The organism is Citrobacter sp. Cf072, assembly GCF_030334485.1.
GTDB lineage: Bacteria > Pseudomonadota > Gammaproteobacteria > Enterobacterales > Enterobacteriaceae > Citrobacter > Citrobacter freundii.
Genome location: NZ_JAOWDX010000045.1, coordinates 733,176 through 751,209, shown reverse-complemented (window position 1 = coordinate 751,209; position 18,034 = coordinate 733,176). Strand labels below are relative to the sequence as shown.

22 protein-coding genes are annotated in these 18,034 nt (G+C 51.6%); 6 read left to right on the top strand and 16 right to left on the bottom strand.

Going from position 1 to position 18,034, the window contains the following annotated elements:
- Window positions 1–2 precede the first annotated feature (2 nt).
- Both sitC and sitD read left to right on the top strand, forming a co-directional pair.
- Window positions 3–860 (top strand): iron/manganese ABC transporter permease subunit SitC, encoded by an 858-nt coding sequence (gene sitC, locus OGX66_RS15925; protein WP_008785642.1) that lies wholly within the window; start codon window positions 3–5, stop codon window positions 858–860.
- Entirely contained in the window at window positions 857–1,705 is an 849-nt protein-coding gene (sitD, locus tag OGX66_RS15920) for an iron/manganese ABC transporter permease subunit SitD (protein WP_003846568.1), read from the top strand. Before sitC ends, sitD begins: the two co-directional genes overlap by 4 nt.
- Before the next feature lie 18 nt (window positions 1,706–1,723).
- On the opposite strand, the gene OGX66_RS15915 is transcribed toward sitD, so the two are convergent.
- The 3 genes from OGX66_RS15915 to OGX66_RS15905 all read right to left on the bottom strand — a co-directional run bounded on the left by OGX66_RS15915 (window position 1,724) and on the right by OGX66_RS15905 (window position 3,173).
- On the bottom strand, window positions 1,724–2,212 hold the full coding sequence (locus OGX66_RS15915) for an EAL domain-containing protein (protein ID WP_225990934.1): 489 nt from the start codon (window positions 2,210–2,212) through the stop codon (window positions 1,724–1,726).
- 18 nt (window positions 2,213–2,230) lie between these two features.
- Window positions 2,231–2,434 carry a hypothetical protein gene (locus tag OGX66_RS15910; protein ID WP_225990933.1) on the bottom strand — a complete coding sequence of 68 codons (204 nt, stop codon included), beginning with the start codon at window positions 2,432–2,434 and terminating at the stop codon, window positions 2,231–2,233.
- Window positions 2,435–2,570: 136 nt separating this feature from the next.
- Window positions 2,571–3,173: a helix-turn-helix domain-containing protein gene (locus OGX66_RS15905; protein WP_003846564.1), complete on the bottom strand. Its 603-nt coding sequence runs from the start codon at window positions 3,171–3,173 to the stop codon at window positions 2,571–2,573.
- A 455-nt stretch (window positions 3,174–3,628) separates the two neighbouring features.
- On the opposite strand from OGX66_RS15905, the gene OGX66_RS15900 reads away from it, so the two are divergent.
- From OGX66_RS15900 to mutS, 3 genes are all read left to right on the top strand, one after another.
- Window positions 3,629–4,414 (top strand): winged helix-turn-helix domain-containing protein, encoded by a 786-nt coding sequence (locus tag OGX66_RS15900; protein ID WP_003846562.1) that lies wholly within the window; start codon window positions 3,629–3,631, stop codon window positions 4,412–4,414.
- Window positions 4,414–4,926, top strand: coding sequence for a YqeJ family protein (locus OGX66_RS15895; protein ID WP_003846560.1), 513 nt, complete (start codon window positions 4,414–4,416; stop codon window positions 4,924–4,926). The genes OGX66_RS15900 and OGX66_RS15895 overlap by 1 nt, the downstream gene beginning before the upstream one ends.
- Window positions 4,927–5,132: 206 nt before the next feature.
- Complete coding sequence (gene mutS, locus OGX66_RS15890; RefSeq protein ID WP_286511789.1) at window positions 5,133–7,700, top strand: DNA mismatch repair protein MutS; 2,568 nt, start codon at window positions 5,133–5,135, stop codon at window positions 7,698–7,700.
- Window positions 7,701–7,812: 112 nt separating this feature from the next.
- Here mutS and OGX66_RS15885 read toward each other — a convergent pair whose 3' ends face one another.
- The 4 genes from OGX66_RS15885 to OGX66_RS15870 form a co-directional block, all read right to left on the bottom strand.
- Window positions 7,813–7,965, bottom strand: a complete 153-nt coding sequence (locus OGX66_RS15885; RefSeq protein WP_003846557.1) for a Hok/Gef family protein — start codon at window positions 7,963–7,965, stop codon at window positions 7,813–7,815.
- A gap of 240 nt (window positions 7,966–8,205) precedes the next feature.
- Entirely contained in the window at window positions 8,206–8,442 is a 237-nt protein-coding gene (locus OGX66_RS15880; RefSeq protein WP_286511787.1) for a non-oxidative hydroxyarylic acid decarboxylases subunit D, read from the bottom strand.
- 10 nt (window positions 8,443–8,452) lie between these two features.
- Entirely contained in the window at window positions 8,453–9,880 is a 1,428-nt protein-coding gene (locus tag OGX66_RS15875; RefSeq protein ID WP_003846554.1) for a non-oxidative hydroxyarylic acid decarboxylases subunit C, read from the bottom strand.
- Complete coding sequence (locus OGX66_RS15870; protein WP_003034196.1) at window positions 9,880–10,473, bottom strand: non-oxidative hydroxyarylic acid decarboxylases subunit B; 594 nt, start codon at window positions 10,471–10,473, stop codon at window positions 9,880–9,882. Before OGX66_RS15870 ends, OGX66_RS15875 begins: the two co-directional genes overlap by 1 nt.
- A 158-nt stretch (window positions 10,474–10,631) precedes the next feature.
- On the opposite strand from OGX66_RS15870, the gene OGX66_RS15865 reads away from it, so the two are divergent.
- The gene (locus OGX66_RS15865; protein ID WP_003840322.1) at window positions 10,632–11,036 is read left to right on the top strand and encodes a MarR family winged helix-turn-helix transcriptional regulator; all 405 of its coding nucleotides are present in this window, start codon (window positions 10,632–10,634) and stop codon (window positions 11,034–11,036) included.
- Window positions 11,037–11,178: 142 nt separating this feature from the next.
- Here the strand turns inward: OGX66_RS15865 and rpoS are convergent, their stop codons facing one another.
- From rpoS to OGX66_RS15820, 9 genes are all read right to left on the bottom strand, one after another.
- On the bottom strand, window positions 11,179–12,171 hold the full coding sequence (rpoS, locus tag OGX66_RS15860) for an RNA polymerase sigma factor RpoS (RefSeq protein ID WP_000081498.1): 993 nt from the start codon (window positions 12,169–12,171) through the stop codon (window positions 11,179–11,181).
- Between the two features lie 62 nt (window positions 12,172–12,233).
- On the bottom strand, window positions 12,234–13,316 hold the full coding sequence (gene nlpD, locus OGX66_RS15855; protein ID WP_223232897.1) for a murein hydrolase activator NlpD: 1,083 nt from the start codon (window positions 13,314–13,316) through the stop codon (window positions 12,234–12,236).
- A gap of 184 nt (window positions 13,317–13,500) precedes the next feature.
- The gene (locus tag OGX66_RS15850; protein ID WP_003034172.1) at window positions 13,501–14,127 is read right to left on the bottom strand and encodes a protein-L-isoaspartate(D-aspartate) O-methyltransferase; all 627 of its coding nucleotides are present in this window, start codon (window positions 14,125–14,127) and stop codon (window positions 13,501–13,503) included.
- Complete coding sequence (surE, locus tag OGX66_RS15845; RefSeq protein ID WP_003825728.1) at window positions 14,121–14,882, bottom strand: 5'/3'-nucleotidase SurE; 762 nt, start codon at window positions 14,880–14,882, stop codon at window positions 14,121–14,123. The genes OGX66_RS15850 and surE overlap by 7 nt, the downstream gene beginning before the upstream one ends.
- Window positions 14,863–15,912 carry a tRNA pseudouridine(13) synthase TruD gene (truD, locus tag OGX66_RS15840; protein ID WP_003840327.1) on the bottom strand — a complete coding sequence of 350 codons (1,050 nt, stop codon included), beginning with the start codon at window positions 15,910–15,912 and terminating at the stop codon, window positions 14,863–14,865. Before truD ends, surE begins: the two co-directional genes overlap by 20 nt.
- A complete protein-coding gene (gene ispF, locus OGX66_RS15835; protein ID WP_003034167.1) occupies window positions 15,909–16,388 on the bottom strand; it encodes a 2-C-methyl-D-erythritol 2,4-cyclodiphosphate synthase in 480 nt (159 codons plus the stop codon). The genes truD and ispF overlap by 4 nt, the downstream gene beginning before the upstream one ends.
- 55 nt (window positions 16,389–16,443) lie before the next feature.
- Complete coding sequence (gene ispD, locus OGX66_RS15830; protein ID WP_003840328.1) at window positions 16,444–17,139, bottom strand: 2-C-methyl-D-erythritol 4-phosphate cytidylyltransferase; 696 nt, start codon at window positions 17,137–17,139, stop codon at window positions 16,444–16,446.
- A gap of 18 nt (window positions 17,140–17,157) precedes the next feature.
- On the bottom strand, window positions 17,158–17,469 hold the full coding sequence (gene ftsB, locus OGX66_RS15825) for a cell division protein FtsB (RefSeq protein WP_003034163.1): 312 nt from the start codon (window positions 17,467–17,469) through the stop codon (window positions 17,158–17,160).
- 215 nt (window positions 17,470–17,684) lie between these two features.
- Complete coding sequence (locus OGX66_RS15820) at window positions 17,685–18,008, bottom strand: DUF3561 family protein (RefSeq protein WP_054528734.1); 324 nt, start codon at window positions 18,006–18,008, stop codon at window positions 17,685–17,687.
- Window positions 18,009–18,034 lie beyond the last annotated feature (26 nt).

The window sequence follows — 18,034 nt, the reverse complement described above, 5'->3', positions numbered from 1 at the left end:
TCATGAACTGGCTGACAGAGCCGTTTGGTTACCAATATATGCTCAACGCCATGTGGGTCTCAGCGATGGTCGGCGGCCTGTGCGCGTTTCTCTCCTGCTATTTGATGCTCAAAGGCTGGTCGCTGATCGGCGATGCGCTGTCGCACTCTATTGTTCCGGGCGTGGCAGGCGCTTATATGTTAGGGCTTCCCTTCGCACTGGGCGCATTCCTTTCCGGCGGCCTGGCGGCGGGCAGCATGCTGTTTCTTAATCAGCGTTCGCGCCTGAAGGAAGATGCGATTATCGGACTGATTTTTTCGTCTTTTTTCGGTATCGGGCTGTTTATGGTGTCGCTCAATCCGATGTCAGTGAACATTCAGACCATTATTCTCGGCAACGTGCTGGCGATTGCACCGGAAGATATTCTACAACTGGCCATCATCGGGGTTATCTCACTGACTATCCTGTTTTTGAAGTGGAAAGATCTGATGGTGGTCTTTTTTGATGAAAACCACGCGCGCTCTATCGGTTTGAATCCGGGCCGGTTGAAGCTGTTGTTTTTTACGCTGCTCTCCGTTTCCACAGTCGCCGCACTGCAAACCGTCGGTGCATTTCTGGTGATTTGCCTGGTGGTTACGCCCGGAGCGACGGCCTGGCTGCTGACCGATCGTTTTCCACGCCTGCTCACCATCGCCGTAGCTATCGGCAGCCTGACCAGCTTTTTCGGCGCCTGGCTGAGCTACTGGCTGGACGGCGCAACCGGCGGAATTATCGTCGTTCTGCAAACATTGCTGTTCCTACTGGCATTTGTCTTCGCACCAAAACATGGTCTGCTGGCGAATCGCCGACGCGCCCGACTGGTGAACAAGGAGTCAGTATGATCTTAACAACGCTATTAGAACCCTTTCAGTTTAGCTTTATGGTCAATGCGCTGGTTATCTCCACCATTGTCGCCGTGCCCTGCGCGCTGCTGTCGGTATTTTTAGTTCTCAAAGGCTGGGCGCTGATGGGCGATGCCATGAGCCATGCGGTTTTTCCAGGGATCGTTCTGGCTTATATCGCAGGCATCCCGCTGGCAATTGGCGCATTTGTCGCTGGATTGTTCTGCGCGATAGCAACCGGATACCTCGACGATAACAGCCGCATTAAGCGCGACACCATCATGGGCATTGTTTTCTCCGGGATGTTCGGTGCGGGACTGGTGCTGTATGTTTCCATTCAGTCGGAAGTGCATCTGGATCATATTCTGTTCGGCGATATGCTCGGTATATCACTGACCGATATCATGCAAACAATGGCGATCGCTTTGGGGATCGCGCTTATCATTGGGCTTAAGTGGAAAGATCTGCTGCTGCATGCGTTCGATCCGCATCAGGCCAAGGCCAGTGGGCTTAACACTGCACTGCTACATTACGGCCTGCTGTGCATGATCGCCCTGACGATTGTCGCCACGCTAAAATCAGTCGGGATTATTTTGTCGATCTCCTTACTGATTGCACCCGGCGCCATCGCGATCTTAATGACGCGAAAATTTTCTCACGCCTTGTGGCTGGCGGTGATTATGTCGGTCGTTACCTCGTTTATGGGCGTGTACCTGTCTTTTTTCATCGACAGTGCACCGGCCCCCACCATCGTCGTACTATTTTCACTGCTGTTTGTGATGACCTTTATTTATTCCACCCTGCGCGATCGCCGTTTAGAACGGCAACGCCTGCATGATGTATAAATAATGATTCATAATATGTCAGCTAATGATTTTGATATTAAATAGCCTCCGCAGGAGGCTAGATTGCTCTAACGTGAGCAAGGGTTTTGGCTTGCCAATATGGTATCCCTGTAACCACCCGATATTCATCTGCTCCAGGCACATCTGGATTTCAGCATTTTCAACAAATTCGGCGACAACCTGCATATCTTTCATTGCCGCAACCTGGCAGAAAGATTCGATGATATAGTGACTAATCCTACATTTTGTAATCCCACGAACGAAAGACCCATCGATCTTCAAAATATCTGCTTCAATGCTCATCAGACGTTCATAGCTTGCAAACCCAGCCCCAAAGTCATCTATCGCGATCCGGTATCCCAACTGACGTAGTGAGCGTAGCGCTTCTACCGTTTGCTCTTTATCTGACAGGGTATCAGCCTCGGTTATCTCAAAAATAATCCGTTGCGGTATCACCATATATTCCCGCAACAACTCCGCGATCTTGTAACCAAACCTGAACAGCATAACGTCACTGGCGCCAGGTTAATGGAAAAACAACTCAGCGTATGGTAGCGCATGATAAGGCTCTTCACCACGAGTACTGACGATAGGCTGGGCCAGCAGGACAAAGGTGTTGTGATCCAACGCGTGCAGCAGTGCAGCGCGAATATCCGTTGTATCGGCAGTAGGGTTGCCAAACCATCGGCTATGCTGTGACTCGAGACTTTCCGGCCTGCCGTTGATCATTGGCGATATAACTTTTGTTATTATTGGAAGAAATATCATATTCATATCAAATTAATAAATAAATACTAATTTATAGATAAAAATGGACATTTCGTGTAGAGTGCAGTAAACACTTCAGACGATATCAATGTTAACTTTAATAGATAAACAAAGAGAGTTTTCCTCGATTCATAATTATTTTTCCGTCATTTACTAACTCCTGCAGTACTTTATGGATAGCACTGCGTGAGATATGATTTCGAGCGAGAATAAATGTATACACGGACGTTTTCTCACGTACCCCAGGATCCATCGCCCAGATATATTTTACGTGTTCAATAATCTGCTCACGTATAGTGCGGTGCGACTGCAACGCCTCACGCTGGAAATAACGTTGAAGATGATGCGTTAAGATATCAAACGCCTGCTTCCATAAGTTTTTTGCTGTAAACAGGAGATCGGCATTTTGTACGCTCATCGCCCACATTTCACAATCAGTATCACAACGTAAATAGTGGCCGGCCACTTCCGTACGCATTTGTGGCAGGCCGAGAATGGCAGGTGCAGAAATACTCACCGTGACTAAATCGTTTTCCACACGATAAACAGAGACAGTCCCTTTCTCCAGAAACAAGATATGTCCATCGGTCTTCAAATCAATACGCTGACGTTTTTTACGTAACGACAGCCAGGCATTATCCGACTTCTTCATTTCATCGCCAACGAGCACTACAGCATTTTCAATTTCTTTCTGGAACATGGGACTCTCTACCGCAAATTATGGCTTTGTCAAAAAGATGGTTAAATTTACTCAGCACTAAAAATAAATGTCAGCCCGCAAACAAGCTGACATTTATTCGCATCTACATCTACCACCGGCATTCCCTGGTGCCGTTGACGCGTTAAGGTTCATGCTGTTTTCGCGTGGTGGTGTCAGGCAGTATATGGCGCTGTCCATAAAGAATTAATAGCAATCATCTTTGTCGACATTTTTTCATCTTTCTGTTCTTTTTATAGTGGCAAAAAAGATACAATCAATTGATTTCAATGAATTTTATTTTCATTAAAAAGTTATCATTCTTGTTATATCATGATACTAAATTGCAACACTTCTCGGTTCTCACTGTGGGATTAGGTCCATGCTGGTGGTCTTTATAGGCTCAGTGGTATCATGACTAACCAATCATCTGACGCATCATCAAGAGTAGAGACAATATGTCTGAGACTGGCAATGTCAGTTATCTGATTGAAAATAGAATAATATTTACGCCAGCCGCACAATGTCTGGCGCGGGTAGATCACCCCAATCAGCGGATAAAACTCAAACACTCAGCGTCGTTATGTCTTTTATTACTTATTCAACATCGCGGGCAAGTGGTTTCTCAAAACGAATTGCTGGAATTCGGTTGGGGTAAAAATCACCGCCAGGTAAGTTTCAACGCCTTTTATCAAAGTATTCTCTCGTTGCGTAAAAGCTTGCTGCAGCTGGAGCTTCAACAACCGCTGATCACAACGATTCCCCGCAAAGGGCTGATCATTCAAGAAGAGTTTGATATTCAGGTCATTGATACACCGGAGAATAACTCTGCTTCTGCTGAAGAATCCTTAGCGCCAGATGCCACCATTGAGGAACTTTTGGCTGACACGCCGCGTCAACCTTTGATAACGACAGCAGAAACGATAATGTTGGCACTTACCCTGATAATTTGTGTGCTTATATTATATCCGTGGCAAGCCAGCGATGATTATTTCTCCGGCTATATCGCCGCGAGCAAAACACCAACAGACTGTCAGTATTATTTCAATAGCGATGCCAGTAACTTTTCCCGGCATACCGCGTTTATCGACAAAAACCCAGGATTGTGTCAGAGCCATAAATTTATTTATATCACAACCTATCCTGAGTCTAAGAAACTGTCCGCGCTGGTGTGTCGCTCACCGATAAAAGCCAGGCAGGAAAACGCCTGTCAGCCGGTATATTACCCACGGTATGATAGCTAATGAATTTATATCCCCGAACCTCCCGCATCCAGACAGGTATTATCCTGCTGCTTTGTTTTGCTACGCTAATTCTTACTGTCATTTATCGGTACAGTAAGAACAATGGCGAGTTACAAGATCTTACCTGCCGCTCAGCCATCGAAATTGTACGCAATACAAGCTCGTTCCGAGGGATTATTGATATCAAAACCGGGGGCAGTAAAGGTATTGTTAATATTGATGGTATTATCAAAGATGCCGAAAATAATGAGCAGACCGTGCAACGCATGGTACTTTTTACACAATCCAGCTACGGCTCAAGCCCGGTTTGGATTTCACAGAAAATCCAAATTTCCAATCGCGAAACGGCTCCCGCCAGCCTTATTCAGGAACTCCTCCCCGACTTTTTCCTGACAAACACCAGCGTATCCAACGTCGATTTTTTTGCGCTGAACAGCGAGACATACCTGATTACCAAAGAGGGGATCCCCTATCTGTATTGCCAGAATTATGCTTTGCCGGAAAATGAATAATCAATAAGCGTTCTGGCGGCAAAACCTACGGATGAATCTCAGCCGTTGTCGGTGATAAGATAGACCATTCAGGCCGAGCCAACGCTCGTCGTTACTGCCCTTCAGGCGGCTTTCGAATGACAAATTTGTGGGTTTATGTGAGTTTCCAGGGGCTCACGTGAGACTGCCCAGGTACCCCAAAAGATTAAAAAAAGAGCAAAAGCGATATGAAAGAGTCACTTGATACGGACTTCACGAACCATACCCCAATGATGCAGCAGTATCTCAAGCTGAAAGCCCAGCATCCGGAGATACTGTTGTTTTACCGCATGGGCGACTTTTACGAACTGTTTTATGACGATGCGAAACGCGCGTCTCAGCTGCTTGATATCTCCCTGACCAAACGCGGCGCATCAGCAGGCGAGCCTATCCCGATGGCGGGTATTCCTCACCATGCGGTAGAAAACTACCTCGCCAAGCTGGTCAATCAGGGGGAATCTGTCGCTATTTGTGAGCAAATCGGCGATCCGGCAACCAGCAAAGGTCCGGTTGAGCGCAAAGTGGTGCGTATCGTCACGCCTGGCACCATCAGTGATGAAGCGCTGTTGCAAGAACGCCAGGACAACCTGCTGGCCGCTATCTGGCAAGACAGTAAAGGTTACGGCTATGCCACGCTGGATATCAGCTCCGGGCGTTTTCGCGTCAGCGAACCGGCCGACCGCGAGACCATGGCCGCAGAATTGCAGCGCACCAATCCCGCTGAACTGCTGTATGCCGAAGATTTCGCTGAAACCTCACTGATTGAGGGGCGTCGCGGATTACGTCGTCGCCCACTATGGGAATTTGAAATCGATACTGCTCGCCAGCAGCTAAACTTGCAGTTTGGCACGCGGGATCTGATTGGTTTTGGCGTGGAAAACGCCCCGCGCGGATTATGTGCTGCTGGCTGTCTGCTGCAATACGTAAAAGATACCCAGCGCACCTCGCTGCCGCATATTCGTTCTATCACCATGGAACGTCAACAGGACAGCATCATTATGGATGCCGCCACGCGCCGCAATCTGGAAATTACCCAGAACCTGGCGGGCGGTGTTGAAAACACACTGGCTTCAGTACTCGACTGCACCGTGACGCCGATGGGCAGCCGTATGCTCAAGCGCTGGCTGCATATGCCGGTCCGTGACACCAAAGTCCTTACCGAGCGTCAACAGACTATCGGCGCGCTACAGGATTCCACCAGTGAATTGCAACCCGTGCTGCGTCAGGTCGGCGATCTGGAACGTATCCTGGCGCGTTTGGCCCTGCGTACTGCGCGTCCGCGGGATCTGGCCCGTATGCGTCATGCCTTCCAGCAATTACCGGAACTGCGCGCGCAACTGGAAAGTGTAGACAGTGCCCCCGTGCAGATGCTGCGCGAGAAAATGGGTGAGTTTGCAGAGCTGCGTGAACTGCTGGAACGTGCCGTTGTGGAAGCTCCGCCAGTGCTGGTTCGCGACGGTGGCGTCATCGCCCCGGGCTATAACGAAGAACTGGACGAGTGGCGAGCGCTGGCTGATGGCGCAACTGACTATCTGGACAGACTGGAAATCCGTGAGCGCGAGCGCACCGGTCTGGATACGCTGAAGGTTGGGTTTAACGCCGTTCATGGCTACTACATTCAGATCAGTCGCGGTCAGAGCCATCTGGCGCCGATTAACTATGTGCGTCGCCAGACGCTGAAAAACGCTGAACGCTACATTATTCCGGAACTGAAAGAGTACGAAGATAAAGTTCTGACGTCAAAAGGCAAAGCACTGGCGCTGGAAAAACAGCTGTACGATGAGTTGTTCGACATGCTGTTGCCGCACCTGGCTGATTTGCAACAGAGCGCCAGCGCGCTGGCGGAGCTGGACGTACTGGTCAACCTTGCAGAACGCGCTTATACCCTGAATTACACCTGCCCGACCTTCACCGATAAACCCGGCATTCGTATTACTGAGGGACGTCATCCGGTGGTTGAACAGGTGCTAACCGAGCCGTTTATCGCCAACCCGCTTAACCTCTCGCCTCAGCGACGGATGCTGATCATCACCGGTCCGAATATGGGGGGTAAAAGTACCTATATGCGCCAGACCGCGTTGATTGCGCTGTTGGCCTACATCGGCAGCTACGTTCCGGCGCAGAAAGTAGAAATAGGCCCGATCGATCGGATCTTTACCCGCGTGGGCGCGGCGGATGATCTGGCATCCGGTCGTTCTACCTTTATGGTAGAAATGACCGAAACCGCCAACATTCTGCATAACGCCACCGAGAACAGCCTGGTACTGATGGATGAGATTGGACGCGGCACCTCCACCTACGACGGCCTGTCGCTGGCATGGGCGTGCGCGGAAAATCTGGCCAATAAAATCAAAGCATTAACGTTGTTTGCCACCCACTACTTCGAACTGACTCAGTTACCGGAAAAAATGGAGGGCGTCGCGAATGTGCATCTGGATGCATTAGAGCACGGCGATACCATCGCCTTCATGCACAGCGTACAGGATAGTGCAGCGAGCAAGAGCTATGGTCTGGCAGTAGCAGCCCTGGCTGGCGTGCCGAAAGAGGTTATTAAACGCGCGCGGCAAAAACTGCGCGAACTGGAAAGCATTGCGCCAAACGTTGCTGCGACCCAGGTCGATGGAACACAGATGTCGCTGCTTTCAGTGCCTGAAGAAACCTCGCCCGCCGTTGAAGCGCTGGAAAACCTCGACCCGGATTCACTAACGCCTCGCCAGGCGCTGGAGTGGATCTACCGGTTGAAAAGTCTGGTGTAGTAACGTTGTAATGCCCGATGGCGCTTTGCTTATCGGGCCTACGGCAACGCGAGAATGGGTGCAAGAGGACGAAACCGGACCATCAAAACGCGGGGTTTCCCCCGCGTTGTTGCTACTTCTTCGGTTCGTAAGCGAGAACAGCTTTAAACTCCATACCACGTTCTTTAATACTTAACTCGCACAACGAATCTCGTACCATTAACGTGAATCCCAGCACCGTGAAACACAGCACTACAATTGCCACAAGGGCATATTTTGTCAGCATGTCTTGCCTCCCTGCAAAGAAGAGACTAACATCCAAATGGTCTAGGTTTGTACGCTAGCCTCAGGTTGATAGAACTATCTCCTGGGGCTTTTGTCTTTCCGGGACCTTACAAATGCTCAAAGCCCAGAAAGCCTCAAGCACCCGCAGCTATTCTATTCCCGATGCCGCTGTAACAAATCAATTTATCAATACGTTACGAGTCTGCTCGCAAAAAAGACCCGGAATCCCGGGCCTTCAGTATTAGCGCTTACCTTCCGCCAGCAGCGGTGGGATACTCGGCACCATCGGTGCGTCATCCATATCTTTTTGCGTCATACGAAACGCCTCCGGGTAGTGCTCGCAACTGGTACGACGTAGCGGTTCGGTATTACGCCAGGTGTACAGACAATGCTGGCACTGATATACCGTCCAGACACCTTTTACCGGCGAGTTTGCCATCACTTCAATATGTTCATCGGCACAACGTGGACAAATCATCTGCTACTCCTTATTTACGGTTGGCCAGCATGGCGGTCAGTTTTTCTGCCCAGGCTTTCGTTTCCGGTAAATCACATACCGGCTGGCTGTAGTGCCCACGGTTATCCGGCGCGACCGGCGTGGTAGCATCAATAATTAACTTGTCGGTAATCCCCGCCGGACTGGAACCCGGATCAAGCTCCAGCACCGACATATTCGGCAGTTGCACCAGATCGCCCGCCGGATTGACCTTCGAAGACAGCGCCCACATCACCTGCGGCAGGTTGAACGGGTCAACATCCTCATCAACCATAATCACCATTTTCACGTACCCCAGGCCATGCGGCGTCGTCATTGCGCGCAGCCCCACCGCGCGGGCAAAGCCGCCGTAGCGTTTTTTGGTGGAGATAATCGCCAGCAAACCGTGGGTGTACATGGCATTCACCGCCTGCACTTCCGGGAACTCGGCTTTCAGCTGTTGATACAGCGGTACGCAGGTTGCCGGCCCCATCAGGTAGTCAATCTCCGTCCACGGCATCCCCAGATATAGCGATTCAAAAATCGGTTTGGTGCGATAAGAGACTTTATCGATACGTACGACCGTCATATTACGTCCACCGGAATAGTGCCCGGTAAACTCGCCAAACGGCCCTTCGATTTCACGCTTACGGCTTTCAATGACCCCTTCGAGGATCACTTCCGAACCCCAAGGTACGTCAAAGCCGGTAAGCGGTGCGGTAGCGATCGGGTACGGGCTTTCACGCAGCGCTCCCGCCATTTCGTATTCCGACTGATCGTACTTCAGCGGCGTGGCCCCCATCAGGGTGATGATAGGATCGTTACCCAGCGTGATGGCAATCGGCAGATCTTCACCGCGCTCTTCAGCTTTATGCAGATGCAGCGCGATATCATGCATCGGCACCGGCTGCAGGCCAAGCTTGCGTTTGCCCTTCACTTCCATACGATAAATGCCGACGTTCTGTTTGCCGAAGTTGTCCGGATCCAGCGGATCGCGCGACACCACGCAGGCTTTATCAAGATAGAAACCGCCGTCACCATCGTTCAGACGAAACAGCGGCAGAATATCAAACAGGTTGATCTCCTCACCATCAACACAGTTTTCAGCCCACGCCGGGTTGGCACGACGCTCCGGCGTAACCGGAAATTTATCCCAACGGCGAATAAACTCATCAATTTGTTTTTTCACCGGCGTATTGGGCGGCAGGCCTAATGAAATGGCATGATTCTGCCATGAGCCGATGGTATTCATCGCCACGCGGGCATCGGTAAAACCGCGAATATTGTCAAACCACAGCGCAGGCGCACCATCACCAATACGTCCGGTCGCGTTAGCCGCCGCAGCCAGATCCGGCTCAGCGTTGACTTCTTCACTGATTTTCAGCAATTGTCCCTGGTCGTCCAGCGCTTGTAAAAAGCTGCGCAAATCATCAAATGCCATTATTCATTCTCCTGTGAAAAATTCTGCGCCTGCCGTAAACCCTGCCAGCGACGGGCGTTTGGATGCTCCAGACCAAACTGATCGAGCACACGCGCAACGATATGCTGAGTGATGTCATCGACCGTTTGCGGGTGGTTGTAAAACGCGGGCATCGGCGGGACCATCGCCACGCCCATGCGGGAAAGTGCGAGCATGTTTTCCAGATGAATAGTGCTGAGCGGCATTTCACGCGGAACCAGAACCAGCTTGCGCCCTTCTTTCAGCACCACATCAGCAGCGCGCCCCACCAGTCCTTCCGCGTAGCCTGCTCGAATACCGGCCAGCGTTTTCATACTGCAGGGGATAATGATCATGCCGTCAGTACGAAACGATCCTGAGGATATGGTCGCCGACTGGTCCGCCGGGTTGTGGCAATAATCGGCCAACGCCGACACATCACGGACGCTGTACGGCGTCTCCAGTTCAATAGTGGTTTTGGCCCACTTTGACAGCACCAGATGGGTTTCTACCCCCGGCATTTCCCGCAGCGCCAGCAATAGCGACACACCAAGCGGTGCGCCGGTCGCCCCGGTCATTCCTACAATCAGTCTCATTTCGCCCTCAATTTTGTTCGTGTACGAACATTTTGATTAAAATACTCCCTCGATGCATTCCGGACAAGAGCACCTCGCACAGATTGCTAAAGCAGCAATGGTTAAACTATGACGCGTTACCCGTTAAGATAGAGACTGACAGATATTCCGGAGCTCTCATGCCGTTAAGAAACACAGCCTTTCACCTTTTACGTCAGCTTTTTCAGCAACATACGGCTCGCTGGCAACATGAATTACCGGATCTGACCAAACCGCAGTATGCGGTGATGCGCGCCATTGCCGAGCATCCCGGCATTGAGCAGGTCGCCCTGACCGAAGCCGCAGTCTGTACCAAGGCAACGCTTGCGGAAATGCTGAGCCGGATGGAAAAACGGGAGTTGGTCAGACGTGAACACGACCCGGCGGATAAGCGTCGGCGATTTGTTTATTTGACCGCGCAAGGAGAAGCATTACTGACCAGCGCAACCCCGTTAGGCGATAGCGTGGATGATGAGTTTCTGGGGCGATTATCTGATGAAGAACGTGAGCAGTTCACACGTCTGGTGCGTAAGATGATGAACTAATCTGCCGGATGGCGACATAAATGTCTTATCCGGCCTACAAAGTCCTGCTCCCCGTAGGCCTGATAAACGCAGTGCCATCAGGCAACAAACATAGAAAAAGGCCAGTCTCAATGAGACTGGCCTTTCTTGATAGAACTTGTGCTTACTCGCGGAACAGCGCTTCGATATTCAGTCCCTGAGTCTGCAGGATTTCACGCAGACGACGCAGACCTTCAACCTGAATCTGGCGAACACGTTCACGGGTGAGGCCAATTTCGCGGCCTACATCTTCCAGTGTCGCAGCTTCATACCCCAGCAGACCAAAGCGACGTGCCAGTACCTCACGCTGTTTGGCGTTCAGTTCGAACAGCCATTTGACGATGCTCTGTTTCATATCATCGTCTTGCGTGGTGTCTTCCGGGCCGTTTTCCTTTTCATCGGCCAGAATATCCAGCAACGCTTTTTCGGAATCGCCACCCAGCGGGGTGTCTACCGAGGTAATACGCTCGTTGAGTCGGAGCATACGGCTGACGTCATCAACCGGTTTGTCCAGTTGTTCAGCAATCTCTTCTGCGCTCGGTTCGTGGTCCAGTTTATGCGACAACTCACGCGCGGTACGCAGATAGACGTTCAGCTCTTTTACAATGTGAATTGGCAGTCGGATCGTACGGGTTTGGTTCATAATCGCCCGTTCGATCGTCTGGCGGATCCACCAGGTTGCGTATGTTGAGAAGCGGAACCCGCGTTCTGGGTCAAACTTCTCGACTGCACGGATCAGTCCCAGATTGCCCTCTTCAATCAGGTCCAGCAATGCCAGACCACGATTGCCATAACGACGAGCAATTTTCACCACCAGACGCAAGTTACTTTCAATCATGCGACGGCGGGATGCGACATCCCCACGCAGTGCGCGACGCGCAAAATAAACTTCTTCTTCGGCTGTTAACAGTGGTGAATAACCAATCTCACCAAGGTAAAGCTGAGTCGCGTCCAACACACGCTGTGTGGCCCCCTGCGATAACAGCTCTTCTTCAGCCAGGTCGTTATCACTGGGTTCCTCTTCACTCAAGGCTTTTTCATCAAAAGCCTCTACTCCGTTCTCATCAAATTCCGCATCTTCATTTAAATCATGAACTTTCAGCGTATTCTGACTCATAAAGGTGGCTCCTACCCGTGATCCCTAACGGAACTAGCACGTGAAAGCCTGGTTCCGCCGAATTATCGCTGCGGTAAATAACGCAGCGGGTTTACGGATTTCCCCTTGTAACGAATTTCAAAATGCAAGCGTGTTGAACTGGTTCCGGTACTACCCATGGTAGCTATTTTCTGCCCCGCCTTGATTTCTTGTTGTTCCCGGACCAGCATTGTATCGTTATGGGCGTAGGCACTCAGGTAATCATCGTTATGTTTGATGATAATAAGATTACCGTAACCACGCAGCGCGTTACCGGCATAGACGACGCGTCCATCTGCGGTCGCGACAATAGCCTGTCCCTTGCTGCCTGCAATGTCGATCCCTTTATTGCCACCTTCGGTAGCCGCAAAGTTTTCGATCACTTTGCCGTCGGTCGGCCAGCGCCAGGTAGAGATTGGCGAGCTGGTTGACGTTGAGCTTGCAGTTGATTCGGTTGCGCTAACTGCCGGAGCCGTTACAGGCGCTGTGACCACAGTCCCAGCAGGCTTGTTGTTCGGCAACATTTTATTAGCACTTTGTTCACCTGAATCCTCAGAATACGTAATTGTTGGTTTCGAAGCAACAGCAACGGTGGAATTTTGTGCAGGGTTGGTCACAACTCCTTGCTGTGCTGCATCCGCCTGGGTGATGGCATTTCCACCGGTAATCGGTGCGCCAGACGCATTGCCCACTTGCAGAGTTTGACCGACATTCAGGCCATACGGGGCCGGAACGTTATTGCGTTGTGCGAGATCACGGAAATCGTTCCCGGTAATCCAGGCAATATAGAAAAGGGTGTCGCCTTTCTTAACAGTATAGGTACTGCCGCCCGTATAGCTACCTTTCGGAATGTTCCCATACTTACGGTTGTACACAATACGACCGTTTTCCATCTGCACAGGTTGTTCCGCAACAGGCTGGATCTGTGTTGACTGTGTGGTCGGACGCTGCACCGGCTGGATCTGCGGCGTTTGCTGTACTGTCGACGTCGAGCCCATTTTTGGTGGAGGCGTAATCAGCATACCGGAATTGGTGTTCGTTGATGCACCGCCATCAACGGAACTGACCGGTGCAGGTGGATTCGAGGTATTTGAACAACCCGCCAGCCATAATGAAACCAGTGACAATGCCGCAATGCGGCGAACGGTAAATTTGTGGCTTCCCGCGCTCATTTATCCCCCAGGAAAATTTGGTTAAAACCAGTGACGTAATCACCGTGCAAGGCATCGGACTGGGCACTGGAAACGTGACCACGATACGCTTACTAATTCCAGAATATCCAGGAAAACTCCAGGTATTCAGAGCCTGTATCTACGCAAGCTCCCCTTTTACTAAGGGAACGAAGCGTACGGCCTCCACGGTATCGATAATAAATTCGCCTCCCCGACGACGCACCCGTTTCAGAAACTGGTGCTCGTCACCCACGGGTAAGACGAGAATGCCGCCTTCATCCAACTGCATCATCAATGCGGTTGGGATCTCAGGCGGCGCTGCCGTAACAATGATAGCGTCAAAAGGGGCTCGCGCTTGCCAGCCTTGCCATCCATCACCATGACGGGTAGAAACATTATGTAAATCAAGCTGTTTAAGTCGACGACGCGCCTGCCACTGCAAACCTTTAATGCGCTCAACAGAGCACACATGGTGCACCAGGTGCGCCAGAATCGCCGTTTGGTAGCCAGAGCCAGTACCAATTTCCAGCACCCGGGACTGTGGCGTTAACTCCAGCAGCTCGGTCATCCGCGCAACCATATAGGGCTGCGAAATCGTCTGCCCCTGACCAATCGGCAGGGCAATATTGTCCCAGGCCTTATGTTCAAACGCCTCATCAATGAATTTTTCACGCGGCACGGCGGCAAGTGCATCGAGAACAAGCTCATCTCTGATGCCCTGCGCACGTAATTGTTCAAGAAGAGTGTGTACGCGTCTGCTTACCATTGCGTGTCGGCTCCCACGCTGTCTAACCAGTCAGAAACAACTTCATGCGCGCCGTATGCGGTTAAATCGACATGCAGCGGCGTGATGGAAACATAGCCTTCATCGACGGCGGCAAAATCAGTATCCGGTCCGGCGTCGCACTTTTCGCCCGGTGGCCCGATCCAGTACAGCGTATTACCGCGCGGGTCCTGCTGTGGTATCACCTGATCCGCAGGATGGCGACTACCGCAGCGGGTGACGCGGATACCTTTAATCTGATCCAGCGGTAAATCCGGCACGTTGATATTCAAAATGCGCCCGGTGCGCAGCGGTTCACGACTCAGCGCCCGTAAGATACGGCAGGTTACTGCGGCAGCAGTATCGTAGTGTTTATGCCCATCAAGTGAGACAGCCAGCGCAGGGAAGCCCAGGTGACGACCTTCCATCGCCGCCGCAACGGTACCGGAATAGATAACATCATCGCCGAGATTAGGACCTGCGTTAATACCAGACACGACAATGTCCGGACGCGGACGCATTAATGCGTTAACGCCCAGATAGACGCAATCGGTAGGTGTACCCATTTGTACGGCGATATCACCGTTATCATAGGTGAACGTGCGAAGTGAGGATTCCAGCGTCAGCGAGTTGGACGCGCCACTGCGGTTACGATCCGGGGCAACCACCTGTACGTCAGCAAACTCACGCAGCGCTTTCGCCAGCGTTTGTATACCGGGTGCGTGAACCCCATCATCGTTACTCAGCAATATACGCATAATCACCCATTGTGTTAATAAGTTCCCTTACAACACTGGTGGCGAAGCTACCTGCCGGTAGCCAGAAACGTAACTCAACGGTTACGTCATCCCACCAGTTCCAGCTTAATTGTTGTGGATACAGCAACATAGCGCGACGCGACGCGTCGACTTTCTCGCGCAATAACAGAGACTGCAGCGCGGTTTCATCAGCAACAGCGGCTTCTTCAAACGCCAGCGCGTCGCGTTGAGTTCCCCACTCACCGCTGCCCGGCAATGCCGCTGTAATCATCAACTCTTTCTCATCGACGCGACGCTGTAATTCAGTTTGTTCTTCCTGTGTGGCGACAAACCAGCTTCCGCGCCCCGATAATTGTAGCGCATCGCCGTCAACAACTTGATTAAAGTCTGTTTTTTTCAGGCGTTCACTGACTATCTGATTAAACAACGCGCTACGGGCCGCCGACAACCAAAAACTGCGTTTATTGCGATCGCGCACCGGCGCATCGCTTTGCGCCCAGCGCAGCGCCCCTTGCAGGTTGCTGCCGCCGATACCAAAACGCTGAGCGCCAAAATAGTTCGGTACGCCGCGCTCGTTAATTGCCTGCAAACGCGCTTCAACATCATTTCGCTCGCTCACTTCACGCAACACCAGCGTAAATTCGTTGCCTTTCAGCGCCCCTAAACGCAGCTTACGCTTGTGGCGCGCGTACTCCAGCACTTTACAGCCTTCAAGCTCAAATTTGCTTAAATCAGGCATCGCATTGCCCGGCACACGCGCACACAGCCACTGTTCCGTGACCGCATGCTTGTCTTTCTGGCCAGCAAAACTCACTTCGCGGGCATGAATTTTCAGGAATTTCGCCAGCGCGTCAGCCACAAAACGGGTGTTACAACCGTTTTTCAGGATACGCACCAAAATGTGCTCGCCTTCGCCATCGGGTTCGAAGCCTAAATCTTCGACGACGACAAAGTCTTCCGGATTCGCTTTCAGAACGCCATGGCCTTGTGGTTTGCCATGGAGATACGTCAGATCTTCAAACGCAGTCATTTCGTTGCCTTAATGAGTAACGCCACCGCTTCACAGGCAATCCCTTCCCCACGCCCGGTAAAACCGAGTTTTTCCGTGGTGGTCGCTTTCACGTTAACATCATCCATATGGCAGCCGAGGTCTTCGGCAATAAACACACGCATTTGTGGAATGTGCGGCAGCATCTTCGGCGCCTGGGCAATAATTGTCACATCCACATTACCAAGCGTATAGCCTTTGGCCTGAATACGCCGCCAGGCTTCACGCAATAATTCACGACTATCTGCACCTTTAAAGGCCGGGTCGGTGTCCGGGAATAGCTTACCGATATCCCCCAGCGCAGCCGCGCCCAGCAGAGCATCGGTTAACGCGTGCAACGCCACGTCACCATCAGAATGCGCCAGCAATCCTTTTTCATACGGGATGCGCACACCACCAATGATAATTGGGCCAACTCCTCCAAAAGCGTGTACGTCGAAACCGTGTCCAATTCGCATTATGCCTTCTCCTGATATACACAGCGTCCTCCAGGCAGCCTGAAGGATGATGTATCTAGATAGTTCGGGTCAGATAAAATTCCGCCAGCGCCAGATCTTCCGGGCGGGTGACTTTGATGTTGTCAGCACGTCCTTCGACCAGCTGCGGATGAAAGCCGCAATATTCCAGCGCCGAAGCTTCGTCTGTAATAGTTGCACCTTCGTTGAGTGCACGTGTCAGGCAATCGTGCAATAACTCGCGCGGGAAAAACTGCGGCGTCAACGCATGCCATAAATCGGTGCGATCGACCGTATGGGCGATGTCTGTTCGCCCCGGCTCCGCGCGTTTCATTGTGTCGCGTACCGGTGCGGCAAGGATCCCGCCGGTACGGCTGGACTCGCTGATTGCCAGCAAACGGGCCAGATCATCCTGGTGCAGGCACGGACGCGCGGCGTCATGCACCAGCACCCAACGGGCCTCCCCTGCGGCTTGCAAACCGGCAAGGACAGAATCGGCACGCTCGTTGCCGCCATCCACCACTGTAATTTGCGGGTGCGCAGCAAGTGGAAGTTGGGCAAAGCGACTGTCTCCTGGGCTGATAGCGATGACGACTCGCGTCACCCGGGGATGAGCCAGCAGCGCATCAACCGAGTGTTCAAGAATGGTTTTATTGCCAATAGAGAGGTACTGCTTAGGACACTCTGTTTGCATTCGGCGGCCAAACCCGGCAGCCGGCACCACGGCGCAAACGTCCAATAAAGTGGCTGCCATGTTAAATCCCTGGACGGTTTATCGATTGTTTTGCCCTGCAGTCTGAGCGCGTTTAGACGCGTCAGGCACCAGACGATAAAAGGTTTCGCCCGGCTTAGTCATACTGAGTTCGTTGCGCGCACGCTCCTCAATAGCCTCTTGTCCGCCATTGAGATCGTCAATTTCGGCAAAGAGCTGATCGTTACGCGCTTTAAGTTTCGCGTTTGTAGCTTGCTGCGCAGCAACATCATCGTTGACGCGACTATAGTCATGTATGCCGTTCTTACCGAACCACAGCGAATACTGCAGCCAGACTAATAAAGCCAGCAACAGCAGCGTTAGTTTACCCATCCTGCCCCCTGAAAAACGGCATTAATATCCCATAACTTCCGCAGACAACTTTACATCAACGGTCGGGAATGCCGCGACAACGCGGGCAAATGTACCACATTTGCCCGTTGTTACGTATACCCCGTGTAAGGAGAACATAATCTCATTGTTGGTTACGGTTTGAATTATGACCAGAGAGTGAACAACGTCGGCGATTGTTAAAAAAAGGCGTTTGCCTAACCCAATAACCATAAAAATAGTGCGCCAAACATCGCCCCAACCACCAGCAGGGTACAGGTAATGCTCAGCAGCAACCTCCCCTTCAATAGCGAGTGCAAGGCAATACCCGCGACAATCGCCACGGGCAGCAATGCGAGGAAAAAGGGCCAGGTATAAATGAAGAAAAACAGTGTATTAGGGCCATACATCAGACACGGGAATCCCAGCGCCAGCAACCACGCGATAAAACCGACCACCGCCCCCGGTAGTGACCAGGTGGTTTCGTCGTCGGCGGCGAAGGTATCTGAATCTGTAATAGTAATGTTATGGCTGTTACGCATATCTAATCCTGTGACCGTGACTGACC